The sequence below is a fragment of the Exiguobacterium sp. SH3S1 genome, from assembly GCF_004337105.1.
Taxonomy (GTDB): domain Bacteria; phylum Bacillota; class Bacilli; order Exiguobacteriales; family Exiguobacteriaceae; genus Exiguobacterium; species Exiguobacterium aurantiacum_A.
Window position 1 is genome coordinate 40,231 of the sequence record NZ_SJUW01000002.1, and the last position, 13,190, is coordinate 53,420.

The 13,190-nt window shown below is 52.8% G+C and carries 13 protein-coding genes; 4 read left to right on the forward strand and 9 right to left on the reverse strand.

Annotation, left to right across the window (positions count from 1 at the left end; all coding sequences use genetic code 11):
* Positions 1-15: 15 nt before the first annotated feature.
* Together EVJ26_RS02980 and holA are read right to left on the reverse strand one after the other, a co-directional pair.
* On the reverse strand, positions 16-447 hold the full coding sequence (locus EVJ26_RS02980; protein WP_131469717.1) for a GNAT family N-acetyltransferase: 432 nt from the start codon (positions 445-447) through the stop codon (positions 16-18).
* Between the two features lie 9 nt (positions 448-456).
* A complete protein-coding gene (gene holA, locus EVJ26_RS02985; RefSeq protein WP_083273932.1) occupies positions 457-1,461 on the reverse strand; it encodes a DNA polymerase III subunit delta in 1,005 nt (334 codons plus the stop codon).
* 97 nt (positions 1,462-1,558) lie between these two features.
* Between holA and EVJ26_RS02990 the strand changes: the two genes are divergently transcribed.
* On the forward strand, positions 1,559-1,723 hold the full coding sequence (locus tag EVJ26_RS02990) for a YqzM family protein (RefSeq protein WP_070326969.1): 165 nt from the start codon (positions 1,559-1,561) through the stop codon (positions 1,721-1,723).
* 53 nt (positions 1,724-1,776) lie between these two features.
* Here the strand turns inward: EVJ26_RS02990 and EVJ26_RS02995 are convergent, their stop codons facing one another.
* The 7 genes from EVJ26_RS02995 to EVJ26_RS03025 form a co-directional block, all read right to left on the reverse strand.
* Positions 1,777-3,918 (reverse strand): DNA internalization-related competence protein ComEC/Rec2, encoded by a 2,142-nt coding sequence (locus EVJ26_RS02995; RefSeq protein WP_131469719.1) that lies wholly within the window; start codon positions 3,916-3,918, stop codon positions 1,777-1,779.
* Between the two features lies 1 nt (position 3,919).
* Entirely contained in the window at positions 3,920-4,471 is a 552-nt protein-coding gene (locus tag EVJ26_RS03000; protein WP_131469721.1) for a helix-hairpin-helix domain-containing protein, read from the reverse strand.
* A gap of 180 nt (positions 4,472-4,651) precedes the next feature.
* Complete coding sequence (locus EVJ26_RS03005) at positions 4,652-6,295, reverse strand: methyl-accepting chemotaxis protein (protein ID WP_131469723.1); 1,644 nt, start codon at positions 6,293-6,295, stop codon at positions 4,652-4,654.
* Positions 6,292-7,263, reverse strand: a complete 972-nt coding sequence (locus EVJ26_RS03010; protein ID WP_131469725.1) for a BMP family lipoprotein — start codon at positions 7,261-7,263, stop codon at positions 6,292-6,294. The genes EVJ26_RS03005 and EVJ26_RS03010 overlap by 4 nt, the downstream gene beginning before the upstream one ends.
* 156 nt (positions 7,264-7,419) lie before the next feature.
* A complete protein-coding gene (locus tag EVJ26_RS03015; RefSeq protein WP_131469727.1) occupies positions 7,420-8,940 on the reverse strand; it encodes a flotillin lipid rafts scaffold protein FloT in 1,521 nt (506 codons plus the stop codon).
* A gap of 3 nt (positions 8,941-8,943) precedes the next feature.
* Positions 8,944-9,465, reverse strand: a complete 522-nt coding sequence (locus EVJ26_RS03020; RefSeq protein ID WP_131457976.1) for an NfeD family membrane protein — start codon at positions 9,463-9,465, stop codon at positions 8,944-8,946.
* Complete coding sequence (locus EVJ26_RS03025) at positions 9,465-9,866, reverse strand: hypothetical protein (protein WP_070326962.1); 402 nt, start codon at positions 9,864-9,866, stop codon at positions 9,465-9,467. The genes EVJ26_RS03020 and EVJ26_RS03025 overlap by 1 nt, the downstream gene beginning before the upstream one ends.
* A gap of 123 nt (positions 9,867-9,989) precedes the next feature.
* Here EVJ26_RS03025 and rnhC point away from each other — a divergent pair, with 123 nt between their 5' ends.
* From rnhC to EVJ26_RS03040, 3 genes are all read left to right on the forward strand, one after another.
* Positions 9,990-10,901, forward strand: coding sequence for a ribonuclease HIII (gene rnhC / locus EVJ26_RS03030; protein WP_131457975.1), 912 nt, complete (start codon positions 9,990-9,992; stop codon positions 10,899-10,901).
* A gap of 72 nt (positions 10,902-10,973) precedes the next feature.
* Positions 10,974-11,786 carry an alpha/beta fold hydrolase gene (locus EVJ26_RS03035; RefSeq protein WP_071397801.1) on the forward strand — a complete coding sequence of 271 codons (813 nt, stop codon included), beginning with the start codon at positions 10,974-10,976 and terminating at the stop codon, positions 11,784-11,786.
* Between the two features lie 343 nt (positions 11,787-12,129).
* A complete protein-coding gene (locus EVJ26_RS03040; protein ID WP_131458000.1) occupies positions 12,130-13,152 on the forward strand; it encodes a PTS sugar transporter subunit IIC in 1,023 nt (340 codons plus the stop codon).
* The last annotated feature ends 38 nt before the right edge of the window (positions 13,153-13,190 follow it).

Below are 13,190 nucleotides of genomic sequence, written 5' to 3' on the forward strand. Positions count from 1 at the left end.
AACAGCCGCCTCCGTTCAGGAGCCGGCTGTTTTTTTGTATAGCATGACGTAATGTGTCCCGATGCCTTCGATTTCGAACGGATCCCCGATGATGACGAGGCCGTTGCGTTCGTAAAACCGGACCGCGACTTCGCGAGCGTTACACCACCAAGAAGCGTTCAGTTCACGATGGACCGCCTGTAAGAAACGAGATCCGACGCCCGTCCCGGCGACGTCCGGATCGGTGGCCATGCCGCGCAGTTGAAACGAAACTCGTTCGCCAGACAGCTCACGGTCTTGTCGTATCACCGTCGCAATCGATAAGATATGCCCGTTTTCAGCCCAGGCGTAGTGACGGGTCGTCTCAGCGTCATCCCCGTCAAAATAACACGTCTCGACCGGGAGACCCGGCCTTAATACGAGGTGTCTGAGCGGGATCACTTCTTCAAGCAACACTTGCTGCAACATACAACCACCTCACAGTAATGTTAATTGACAGACGAGCGTGTCAAACACGATCTGTTTGTCGCCCCGTCCTGTCTTCATCGCTTCGTCCGCATCGGCGATGAGCGTGAGCGCCTTGGCGAGCTGCGCCTCTGAAAAGTTACGGCTCGCTTGCGTCGCCAGTTTCACCGTATAAGGGTGGGCGCCAATTTTTGAGGCGATTTGCTTCTCGCCGTACCCTTTCTCGGTCAACTGCTTGGCGAGGTACATATTTCGATATTGACGAGCGAGCAGTGCCAAGAGACCGATCAGTTCTTGGCCTTGTTTTTCTAAATCACGGACGAGGCGCAGCGCCAAATCGGCCCGTCGGCCCACCAAATACTCGGACAGTTGGAACACGTTGTCCTCTAGCGTCCGAGGCACGAGATCGTTGACGATTTCAAGCGGGATGTTGGCTCCGTCGCCAGCATAGAGCTGGAGCTTCTCCAGTTCCCGGACGAGCTTGCCCCAGTCGTCTTGACAAAGGAATAGCAAGCGTTCGACCGTCGTACGCTCCATCGACTGCCTGCGCCGGTTCAGCTCGTCATTGACGTAGCGCATGAGCTCGCTTTGGCTCGGCTTCTTCGCCTCGAGGACGATGGCTCGCTCTTTCAAGCGCTTGACGACTTTCTTCCGTTCATCGAGTTTTTCCGCTTCAACGATGAAGACGAGCACCGAGTAAGGCGCCGGCTGCAACACGTACTCGGTCAACCGCTCGAGATTTTGCTTTTGCTTTTCTTTGGCGCCGGTTAAAAATTGGGCCTGTTTGACGATGACGGTGCGGTAGTCACTAAAGAACGGTACCGTTTCAGCTTCGTCTAACGCCGTATCAAGTGACGTTTCATGTAAATCGAGCTGCATGACGTCAAATTTGTCGCCGGACGGACTGGCCGCCTTGACGATTTCTCGTTCCCACGTCTCGAGTAAGTACTTCTCTGTCCCATACAGGACGTATACGTTCGACAACTTGCCGTTGTGCAACCACGGTTCATTCAACACACACACCACTTTCACAATTTATTCTTATCTAAAACATAGATTATCCTTCGTTGATTCGCTATACTTAGGAAGGAAACATTTTAAGGAGGGACTCACTATGCATATTAACTCGGTTCGCCCGCAAAGCGAAAACCCGTTTGAGAACGACGTGCAGTGCAAACGTAACGATGCCATCGATTCAGCAATCGGCTTCATCGTCCCGTTCGGCTTTTTCGTCACAATTTTCGCAATCGGTGTTCTCATCAAATTCTTAAGTCTTTAAGTCGTAAAGCGATTGCCCCGGGGGAGCAATCGCTTTTTAGTTTATCATAGTTTTCATGGCCTGACTGCCCTTCTCACGCTCCCGAAACACCCTCCCCGCTCACAGACGACCATCCCGTCCTCATCCGTCCGCAGCAACCGCCTTCCCTGAATACGGGCGAGCGTGTCTGGGTGCGGATGACCGTATCGGTTGTTGGCGCCGACGCTGACGACCACAAATTCTGGATCCACTCGAGCGATCAAGTCAGCACCGGAAGACGTTTCGGCCCCGTGATGGCCTAGTTTGAACACATCGACGTCGACAGTCGGGATCAACCGCTCGTTCGCCTCCGGTAAGTCACCCGTCAATAAATAGGACAAGTTTCCGACTTTCATAAAAACCGACACTGAATTCGCATTCTCGTCCTCACCCGCATCAACCGGTGTGACGACCCACATCCATGGATAAGGCCGCTCTCCTGCTTCTAACAACCGCACGTTCACGTCATACGGTTCGAGCTCGTCAACTAACGCCCGCCGCTTCGTTTCATCGGCCACTTCCGCCGCAATCCACACTTCCTCGACCGGAATCAGATCAAGCACGCCCGTCAGCCCACCGATATGGTCATGGTCGGCATGCGTCAGCAAAATGAAATCAAGTCGGGTCTCGCCTCGTTTCCATATGTAAGGGACGACGACATCGGCACCCGGGTCGAACGTCGACCGTTTCTGCTCGTCCGGATGTTGAAACACGCCGCCGACATCGATGACACCGGTGATACCGGCTTGCTCAACGACGATGGCGTCCCCTTGCCCGACGTCTAAAAACGTTACCCGTGGCTCCTCCGACCATTCTAACCAGACGTGCAGCGCAAGCAGCGAAACTGCCGCAAAAATCCATCCGACCGAACGTCTCTTATCTAACAGAATCAATCCGATCCCGAGCAAAACGAACAAATAGACCGCATGCCAAAATGTGATGTCGTGCAACGGGACCCACGGACGATACGTATGATGCATCTGAAACATCCCGTTCAACCCGTCGAGAACCGGATAGAGCGACGGTTCGAACGACGGCATCACATAAGCGACGAGCGCGAGCGGAAGAATCGCCCAGGAAATCAACAATCCGGCAATCACGTTGTACACCGGAGCAAAGATTGAGATGACCGGCTGGACTTGCCATAAAAAAATCAAGCCGAACCATTGGGCGTAAAGCGCTACGCTGAACAGATTAGTCCACATCGACCGCGTCAAAAGCAAAAACAAGGTCATGCCGACGGTCAACTGAAATCCGAGATTCCATAGCAAGTACGGTTGAACGGCTAACAGGACGGCTGCACACCAACTGAGCATACGAACCGGGTCGCGAATCGTCTGACCGCATAGCGACAAGACGAGCACGACATCAGCGACAAGCACGGCTCGTGCCACCGGCGGCGAAAACCCGGTCAGCCAACCGAACGCGGTCACGCAGACGATCACGAGGCCAAGTTTCGTCTCCCGATGAAGCGGCAACGGACGAAACACCCATCTGAGCGCAAACACGAGCAAGGCGATGTGGGACCCGGAAATGACGAGCAAATGAAGCAGACCCGTCACGCGATAGGAGAACGATGTCTCCTCGTCGAGCAATCGGCTCTCACCAAACAGTAACGCCTCCATGTAAAGCGCCACGTCCGGACGGTGCGACGCTTCGATCCGTTCGAGCTGACGTTCTTTCCAGCGCAGCATGCGCCCATTTAATCCGTCACTCGGTCGACACCGCTCGACATGGACATCCTTCCCTTTAAAAGACAATCCAGCCCCGTGCGCCCATTTCGCCTCGTCAAAACCTCCCGTATTTCGAAGCGGTGAAAAAGGGACTGGTTCGAACGTGACGAGACACGTCTCACCCGGACGCCCGAGCTCGACGTCGCGCCCGATCAAGACCCCAGACATCCCGTTCGATTCACCATAGAGTCGAACCGAGTGACCGTTGTCGCGTCGGCTCTCGATGGCGAAGACTGAGTCCCCGGCTTCATGTACCTCTTGTACCGACGGAGTAGAACTTTGTAACAGGACTAGGAAAACGAGTGAGATCGCACCGACATGTGTGTAGATCGCTTGCCGACGCCACGTCAGGAACAAGGCTAGCCCGAACAAGAGCACGACACCAAAAGCCCCGGACTTCCAAGCAATGAATAGACCAATCGGGATCAATGGATAGATCGGCATATCACGGGACCAACAAATAGCCTTCCATGCTCTCGAGCGTTTTCTCACCGAACCCTTTGACGTTCCCGAGCTCGTCGTACGATTTAAATGGACCGTTTTCTTTCAAATAGTTCAAAATAGCGTCCGCTTTGGCCGGACCGATCCCGGGGACGGTCATCAACTCTTCTTTCGTCGCACTGTTGACGTGAATGCCGTTCGTCGTATCGGTTTCCGGGACTGCAACGGCCTCTCCTTGTTTCGGTACCGTGATTTTCGTGCCGTCTACGAGCAATTGGGCTAAATTCAGCTGTTCAGGGTCAGCTTCGTCCGTCAACACGGCGAGAGACAAGACGTCCCCGACTCTAGCCCCTTGCGGCATCGTATACGTGTCGGGCGCTTTGACCGCTCCCGTGACGTAGACGACAACTTCTGTCACCGGGACAGCCTCTGCTTTTTCCACCGTCGTAAACTCCTCGACCATCGTCGTTTCCGGCTCTTTCGAATAGAACATATAGCCGACACTGACAAACAAGATGACGAGCAACGCGACGACATACCGTTTCCACTTCTCCATATCGTTCCCCCCACATAAACGAATGTCTCTTCATTAGTATGCGAGAAATAGCCGGCTCACGCTCAAGTCCTAGTTGCTAGATGCGGTCGCAATGATTGAGCGGTCACCCACGGATCGATGACGTATCGGAACGCAAAAAAGAGACAAGCCGAAACTTGTCTCTTTGCTCTTCAACTTGTCTCATTGCTCTTCAAAATGTTGGACTTGGCTCGCCAGTGAGGCGGCTTGTCCTTCTAGCTCTTGCATCAGGGCAAAGATTTGATCAAAGCTTGCCTGTTGCTCTTTCATCGAGGCAGCGACTTCTTCGTTACCGGCTGCTAATTCTTCGGTCACACCACTCACTTCTTCGACGCGTTTCAACACGTTCGTGACTTCACGGCTCGAAGCGACCATTTCTTGTTCGATCGTGCCTACGAACGAGGCCACGTGATCGGTCCGATCATGGATGCGTGTGAACGCTTGCTTCGTCAGTCCGAATGCTTGAAGTTGCGCCGTTTGCTCGTGGCTCGACTCTTCGACCATCTCTGTCAAATTACCGACCTCGTCTCGAATCGTTTGGACGACCCCGAAGATCGAACGCGTCGCCACATTACTCTCCTCAGCCAATTTCTTCACTTCACTCGCGACGACAGCAAAACCTCGCCCGGCCTCACCGGCTCGTGCGGCTTCAATCGCGGCGTTCAAGGCAAGTAAATTCGTCTGGGCGGCAACGTCTTCCACGAGTTTTGCCATCTTCTCGATTTCTTCTGTTTTTCTCGCGAACTGGTCCATCCGTTCGACGAGCGATTGGTTGCGCTCGCCCGACCGACGTAAAATATGTTCTTGATCCGTCAACGTCTCGATTCCGGCCGCCACTTCACGCGTCATCTCGGTCGTCTCTTCAGTCGTTTGTTTCGTCTGGTTCAAGCTCGTCTCGAACGATGTCGCCATGATCCCGACCGACTCGAGCGTCTCTTGAAGTTCAGTCGCGATCGATTGGGCCCCGTTCGCCATCTCATCGACCGCGTTCGTGATGTTCGACGTCGTACTCACGACCGCTTCATTTTCAGCGGCGGCCGTCTCTGTCATCTCATTCACTTTGACCGACGTGACCCGAATCGAGCCAATCACGGTTTGAAGCGACGCCGTCATATCTCGCATGGCGCGTTCTAGTCGGCCGATCTCATCGCGTCGCGTTGAATCCGGCAACATGATCAAGTGCCCGGCCGCGATCGCCTCGGCTGCTTTTACGTTCCGTTCGAGCGGAAGTGTGATCGAGCGGGCGAAGAAGAAGTTGTACAGGCTTAACACCGTGACGACGAACACCGTCAACAAGATTGAGACGAGGAACAGGCGCTTCGTCTCGTCGGCAGCTTCTTTTTGCAACGCCTCGTAAAACGTTCCGTTTTTTAACAACAACGTGTTCACGTCGTTCAAAACCCCTTCTAGTTTCGCCGCTTGAATCCGGGCAGCAATGCCGCCTGCTTGAGCCGTTTCAATATTCGCTCCAATGCGCTCATATTTGGCTGTGGCTCGGTCAAGGTGCGTTGAAAACTCATCGATCAAATAGGTTTGATTCATCTCTTGGAACGTCTCCGTGTTCGTGGCACGAATCCGCTCGAGCTGTGTCAGCGTCGATTGACTCATCTGTTCACCGAGCGACGTCCAAAGGGATTGTTCTTGTAAAAGTGACGTCTCGAGTTGAGATAACTCGATCATCTGGGTGCCGTATTGCTCATTGTACGTCTGCAACCGGTTCAACGTCGTCAATACATAACTCATCATCAAGACGATGAGTAAGACCGTGAATACGGTCGAGAAGATAAAGCGTTTGCGTAAACTCATTGTAACGCCCCCTCCAGCAACCGTTTCTGAACTGCTTCAAACTGCTCTGTCTCTTCATCGGTCCATTGCACACGGCGCAGCGCTGCTAGCCCGATACCGCCCTCGTCGATCCCGAGTTCGATATGGTCGTTGATCGCTTCTGTTTCAAGGCTGTCCGCAATCTTGACGATGGCCAAGTCGACTTGCTTTAACATCGACGTGATGACCGCATCAGGTGCGATCATCGATTGATCGCTGTCGACGCCGATTGCCTTGATCCCGTTTCGTTCAGCCGTCTCGAGTACACCGACACCGGTCAGACCGGCCGCTGCGTAGAGTACGTCGGCCCCTGCGGCAATCTGTTTTTCCGCCAATTTCCGTCCGATCTCAGGCGAGGCGAAATCGTTCGCGTAGTCGACGATCATTTCGACGTCCTCGTTCACGCTTTTCGCCCCTAATTCGAACCCGGTTTCAAATTTCTGAATCAGCTCGTTGTCGATTCCTCCGATGAATCCGATTTTATCGGACTCCGTTTCAAGTCCCGCGACCGCACCGGCCAACGCGCTGCCTTCTGTCTCTTCGAACGTGACCGAGATGACGTTTGGTAACGTCGATACCGCGTCGACTAAGGCAAATTGTTGATTTGGGTGCTTCGAAGCCACCGTTTCTAGATCAGTTTGACTCGCGAAACCAAGACCGACGATCACATCATGTCCGTCTTCGACCAATTGCTCAAATCCTGCTTTGTATGTTTCAGTCTCGTCCAATTCTCGATAATCGACGAACCAATCTCCCGCCTCTCGCAACTGTCCCATGCCACGCATCGCAGCGTCACTGAACGATTGGTCCCCGAGACCAACGTCAGACAGGACGACACCCATCGATTGGCGGGGTTCGACCGTCTGTTCCGGTTGATCGATGACAGACTGACACCCGGATAGCCAAACGATACAAGTCGTCAGTGCGCCGATCATGATTGTTTTGTTCATAACATGTACTTCCTCTCTCTAATGGTCTGACATCTCATGTATCGTCTGATTTACGCCGGATTTGAAGTCAAACCTTTTAAAACTTAGGGTAATAATTTGAACGACGTCACGACAAACAAGGCTGCAGACGATTGCCTGCAGCCTTGTTGATTCAACTTATTCTTCCGACGCCGCGACGGTCGTTTCCGTCAACTTCCGTTCAGGTGTCGGTGAGGTCGGTACGTTTCCTTTCCCGGCAAAATTATCAAGTAAGTCTTTCATATCGATGCCAGACGACGCTTTGAGCGTCTGCTGCAGTGAAGCCATCAAATCAGTCGCGTAACCCGTGACTTTCCCGGCTCCCCCGTCTTTACCGCTCCCCGTATCGACGACCGTGATTTTGTCGATGTTACCGAGCGGTGCCGCAATTTGCTTCGCGTAGTCAGGAAGCATCTTGACGACCATGTCGAGAATGGCGGCTTGACCGTACTGTTCGAACGCCTCGGCAATCTTTTGTTTCGCTTCGGCTTCGGCGAGACCAGTAAGACGAATAATATCGGCCTCTGCTTCCCCTTTCGCCCGTTCAGCATCGGCTTCGGCGACACCAGCGAGACGGACGCGTTCAGCATCGGCTTTCGCCTCAGCCTCGATGCGGTACTTCCCGGCATCTGCTGCGGCGATTTGACGCGCTTTATCAGCTTCCGCAGCCTGTTCGATCGCATAGCGGTCGGCGTCGGCTTTTTTCTTCACTTCTGAATCATATTGCTTTTCACGACGCATGATTTCTTTCTCTTCGAGCTCGATTTGCTTTTGACGCTCGATGATCTGAACTTGCATCTGTTGCTCTGTGACTTCTTGTTTGGCCTTGGCTTCTTCAAGCTCGTACGATTGGTCAGCCCGTGCTTTAGCGACATCTTGCTCGCGGCGGTAGTCGGCGATGCGGAGTTGGTTCTCTTTTTCCGCTTCCGCGATTTCAGAGTTTCGTTCAAGCTCCGCTTTCCTCGCGTCCTTCATCGCTTCCGCTTGTTTGATGCGCGTTTCTTTATCCGCTTCGGCCGTGGCGATGTCGGCGTCACGTTTTACTTGGGCGATCCGTGGCTTCCCGAGCGACTCGAGGTATCCGTTCTTATCCCGCACGTCTTTAATCGTGAACGAGACGATGACGAGGCCCATCTTCGCTAAATCTTGCGAGGCGACACGTTGCACTTCTTGCGAGAACTTGTCGCGGTTTTTATAAATCTCTTCGACCGTCATCGAACCAAGGATCGAACGAAGGTGACCTTCGAGCACTTCTTTCGCCTCGTTCTCACGCTCGATTTTCGGTTTGCCGAGGAATTGTTCGGCCGCTGTCGCGATCTCACTGATCGAGCCACCGATTTTAATAATGGCCGTCCCGTCAGCCATGACCGGGACTCCTTGCTCGGTATACACTTCAGGCGTCGTTACTTCGAGCTTGCTCGAGAGCAAGCTGAGCGGTTCCGCTTGTTGGAATACTGGCAAGACGAACGCCCCGCCGCCGCGAATGATTTTGACGCGGTTACCGGAAGCGTCACTGTGGACGTTCTTTTTACCTAAGTAGCTCCCGGTGACGATGAGCGCCTCATCCGGTCCGACTGTACGATATTTCAAGACAAACACGAAGATCAAGGCGAGCAAAATCACCCCGACGATAATACTGACTAAAATGGTTGTGTCCATACATTATTGCTCCTTTCGAATAGTGGGTTCGTCATATTCCATGACGACCGCGATATTTCGTTGTACTTCGATGATGACGACTCGACGATCACTAGGAATCGCTTTCCCGTCAATACTTTGTGCCGTCTTCAAAATCGAACCGACGACCGACTCGACGAGCACTTCACCGTAACCGCCTTCAGGGACGGGGACGGTCAATCGCCCGACCAATCCGACGAGCGACTCATCAGTCATACCAATCGACTCTTCCGCATTTGACAGCGGTAGGAGGACGAACAAGTATAGTAACGTCGTGAGCGCGAATGAGCCGGCGAGCGCCACCGCGAGACCGATCATCGGCGACACATGGGCGAGCGCGTTCAAGATTAACCCGATACCTGCCCCGAGCGCCAGGAAAGAGAGGATGACGGCCGGATTGAACCAGCCTTCGAAGAAATCGAACGCGTCCGAGAACAGCATGTATAAAAATGTGCCGAGACCGGCAATGATGAGTACCCACCAGTACAGTTGTTCTAACGATTCCATTACCATCCCTCCTCGGTGCGGCGCTGTTGTTCATATGCGAGCACACGTCGCAAATGTTCGACTTCAAGCGCGAGCGCCTGTTCAATCGTATCCCATTCCGATAACGGCCGGGTCGGATACTGTACCGCCTTCCGCACGCGACCAAGCGTTCGTTCAAGGTTTAAACGATCATACCGGTCAACCTCTTCGAGCCGTTCCTGACGCAGTAGTTTTAAATAGTGATCGACTTCGCCCTGTAACGTAATAATCTGCTCTGTCGCCGCCTCCGACGACTCTTGCATCAGCAGGCGACGCACCCTGACTTGATGGGCAACCAGTTTGGCAATCCTGGCCTCGAGCTCGAGAATATGTTTATAGAGGAACTCTGCCTCATCTTGGTCCGTGTCATCGCGCCACCACATCTCCGTCTCACCTCACTTCTTTTCTACTCACTCATTCATACGTATCAATTGAATCATTGGTTTCAAAATGCGCGAAAAAAATGTAAGATAAATTTGCGAACGTTAAGAAAGGAAGTGCTCACTTTGGGCAATCAAGTCATCAAATTATCAACCGCGGCTCAAGAACAATTAATCCAGAGCTATCGCGCTCACGCGGTCAATCCGCCACCACACGCTCGCTTCAGTGCCAAGACGCCCCACTGTGTGGTCACCGTGTACAATTCGGGAAAAGTCATGTTTCAAGGTCGGGCTGCGGATGAAGAGGCGGCCAAATGGGGAGATTCCATCAAAAAGGAAACGTCCGTTCCAAAACATACGTTACCGGCCGGTTTTTCCGATTGGTCCGTCATCGGGAGCGATGAAGTCGGGAAAGGTGATTATTTCGGTCCGCTCGTCGTTGTTGCCGCCTACGTCCCGAAGGAAAAGATTGCCCTCGTCAAAGAACTCGGTGTCAAAGATTCTAAATTACTTACCGATAAAGATATTTTACGCATCGCTAAAGACTTGCACGTCACGATTCCCTACCAAAAAGCGACACTGCACAACCCGACGTACAATAAAATGCAACGGACGATGACGCAAGGGAAGATGACCGCAATCGCCCATAACGCGGCGTTATCGGCGCTCTTGAAAAAGTTAGACGAGACGCCAGAAGCGATTCTAATCGACCAGTTCGCCGAAAAAGCCGTCTACTACAAACATTTGAGTTCTGAGACCGATATCGTCAAAGACGATGTCTACTTCTCGACGAAAGCGGAAGGTCTCCACGTCGCCGTCGCCGCCGCCTCGATCCTCGCCCGCGCTTTTTTCTTGAAAGAGATGGACAAATTGAGCGCGACACTCGGTGTCACGTTACCGAAAGGGGCCGGAGCGAAAGTCGATCAAGTGGCCGCGACCTTGATCCTTCGCTACGGTCAAGAACGTTTGAACGATATCGCTAAAGTTCACTTCGCGAACACGAAAAAAGCGATGCGTTTGTGCGAGCAGAAACGATAGTTCTCACTTCAAAGATATGTTATATTTATTTTATGGTTCAATGAACTTAAAAACTTTTGGGGGATAGCGTTCATGTTGCATTATAAAACGTACACATTAAGCGACGACCATCCTTGGGTCATCTTCATACATGGCGCAGGCGGGAGTCTATCTCACTGGTATCGTCAAATTCGTCCATTTCGAAAGAAATATAACGTCTTGCTGCTCGACCTCCGCGGTCATGGCGGCTCATATAACGAAGAACAATCTTTGAATCAACCACTCAACGCCTACACACTCGATGTCGTCGTCGAAGACGTCGTCGAAGTGATGAACCATTTAAATATTGAAAAAGGCCATATGGTCGGGCTATCGCTCGGGACGATCGTCATCCAAGCGATGTTCGAGCATCACCCCGACCGCATCGCCTCTGTCGTCTTAGGTGGTGCGATCGTCAAGTTCAACGTCCGCTCGACATTGCTCATCCGGCTCGGCAGCCTCATGCAAAGCTTCGTGCCTTACATGTGGCTGTATCAACTATTCGCTTGGATCTTGTTGCCGAAGAAACGGCATAAAAAATCGCGGATGATGTTCGTGCGCGACGCGGCGAATTTGTGCCAACGCGAGTTCATCCGTTGGTTCAAGATGACGGAAAACATGAATCCGTTGCTGCGTCACTTCACTTCAATCCAAACATCCGTCCCCATCCTCTACATTATGGGCGACGAGGATTACATGTTCCTTGAGGCCGTCGAACGAACGGCGAAGCATCAACCGACGGCACACGTCCAAGTCGTCCACGATTCGGGGCATGTCGTCAACGTCGATCAACCCGATACGTTCAATTCCATTTCAATGGACTTCATCGATCAACAAGTCGGTTTACTGGCAGCCAGTACGTCTTAAGTCTATACCTTTCAACAGAGACTCACTTCCTTAACCGGAAGCGGGTCTCTGTTTTTGTCTGTGGAAAAAATATTTTCCGGAAAGTTTTCAGAAAATATTGATTATTGAAAAATATCGTGTTACTCTTAGACAAATCTTGAACAGAGGAGCTGGCGACGATGCGTACACCATTACATAACGGCCTACTGATTATTATTCGACTGAGGGACTGAAAAATCGACTCGCTGACCGAGACGAATTTTTGGGCCCTTGTTTCGATGGTTTCGGACGAGGCGCTCATGGTATGACCGACGCGCCTATCCAATCAGGATAGGTTTTTTTATTGGATCGATACACAGAGGAGATGATGGAAGTGAAACAGTACGCAATGGATCGGATGATTAAAATATCAGCAGGGATGGCTAGCGCCGTCTTGGTCACACTCGGGGTCGGACTCTTGATTGAAACGATCGGTAAGATGGCCGGAATCGAGACGCTCGTCTTGATCGGACAAGTCGCGAAGTCACTACTCGCCCCGGCGCTCGGTGCCGGAGTCGCCTATCAGCTCGGCGGCAACACCCTCATCTTATTCAGTTCGATGATTGCGGCGACCGTCGGGGGTGCGGCTCTTCAAGCGACGGAGAGCGGGCTTGTCCTCGTCCCCGGTCAACCGATCAGTGCCTTGATTGCCGCAGCGGCGGCCGTCTGGTTAGGCAAACGCGTCCTCGGTAAGACGAAGTTCGATATGATGGTCGTCCCGGTCACGGCCGTGCTCGGCGGAGGCATCGTCGGTGTCGGTGCCGCTGCCGTCACGACACCGCTCATCAACTCGATCAGCGCGAGCATCACTTCGTCGGTCAACACATCACCGATCGCAACGTCACTCGTCATCGCTCTCGTCTTCAGTGTCATGCTCATGTCACCTGCCTCATCAGCCGCGCTTGCGATCGCGCTTCAGCTCGACCCGGTCGCGAGTGCCGCCGCCTTGATCGGCTGTACCGCTCAATTCGTCGGCTTCACGCTCATGGCTTATCGCCAAACCGACCCAGGTGGCTTAGTCGCATCGTTTTTCGTCACACCGAAAGTCCAGTTCCCGAACGTCGTCAAAAATCCACGGGTCGTCATGCCACCGTTCATCGCCGCGATGATCAGCGCTCCGATCGCGACGCTTTGGTTCTCACTCGAGGTACCATATGAGATTGCCGGGCTCGGCTTGAACTCAATGATCGCCCCGCTCAATATCCTTGCCGCACAGGGCATGGAAGCGTTTCTCATCTTCGTCGGCACCGGCGTCATCCTACCGGCTGTCATCACATTCCTTCTTTATAAAGTGACTTGCCTCGTCGGTTGGACGAAGTTCGGTGACTTGGCGCTTGAAGTTCAATGAATTCTAAAAACAGCGATTCCCACAATAAAGGGAATCGC

What these genes read in the sequence shown, in the direction of transcription:
- EVJ26_RS02980 (WP_131469717.1), bottom strand. Translation starts at nt 447, where the DNA reads ATGTTGCAGCAAGTGTTGCTTGAAGAAGTGATCCCGCTCAGACACCTC.
- EVJ26_RS03035 (WP_071397801.1), top strand. Translation starts at nt 10,974, where the DNA reads ATGTTGCATTATAAAACGTACACATTAAGCGACGACCATCCTTGGGTC.
- EVJ26_RS03015 (WP_131469727.1), bottom strand. Translation starts at nt 8,940, where the DNA reads ATGGACACAACCATTTTAGTCAGTATTATCGTCGGGGTGATTTTGCTC.
- EVJ26_RS03040 (WP_131458000.1), top strand. Translation starts at nt 12,130, where the DNA reads ATGATGGAAGTGAAACAGTACGCAATGGATCGGATGATTAAAATATCA.
- EVJ26_RS03025 (WP_070326962.1), bottom strand. Translation starts at nt 9,866, where the DNA reads ATGTGGTGGCGCGATGACACGGACCAAGATGAGGCAGAGTTCCTCTAT.
- EVJ26_RS03010 (WP_131469725.1), bottom strand. Translation starts at nt 7,263, where the DNA reads ATGAACAAAACAATCATGATCGGCGCACTGACGACTTGTATCGTTTGG.
- EVJ26_RS02995 (WP_131469719.1), bottom strand. Translation starts at nt 3,918, where the DNA reads ATGCCGATCTATCCATTGATCCCGATTGGTCTATTCATTGCTTGGAAG.
- EVJ26_RS03005 (WP_131469723.1), bottom strand. Translation starts at nt 6,295, where the DNA reads ATGAGTTTACGCAAACGCTTTATCTTCTCGACCGTATTCACGGTCTTA.
- EVJ26_RS03020 (WP_131457976.1), bottom strand. Translation starts at nt 9,465, where the DNA reads ATGGAATCGTTAGAACAACTGTACTGGTGGGTACTCATCATTGCCGGT.
- EVJ26_RS03000 (WP_131469721.1), bottom strand. Translation starts at nt 4,471, where the DNA reads ATGGAGAAGTGGAAACGGTATGTCGTCGCGTTGCTCGTCATCTTGTTT.
- EVJ26_RS02990 (WP_070326969.1), top strand. Translation starts at nt 1,559, where the DNA reads ATGCATATTAACTCGGTTCGCCCGCAAAGCGAAAACCCGTTTGAGAAC.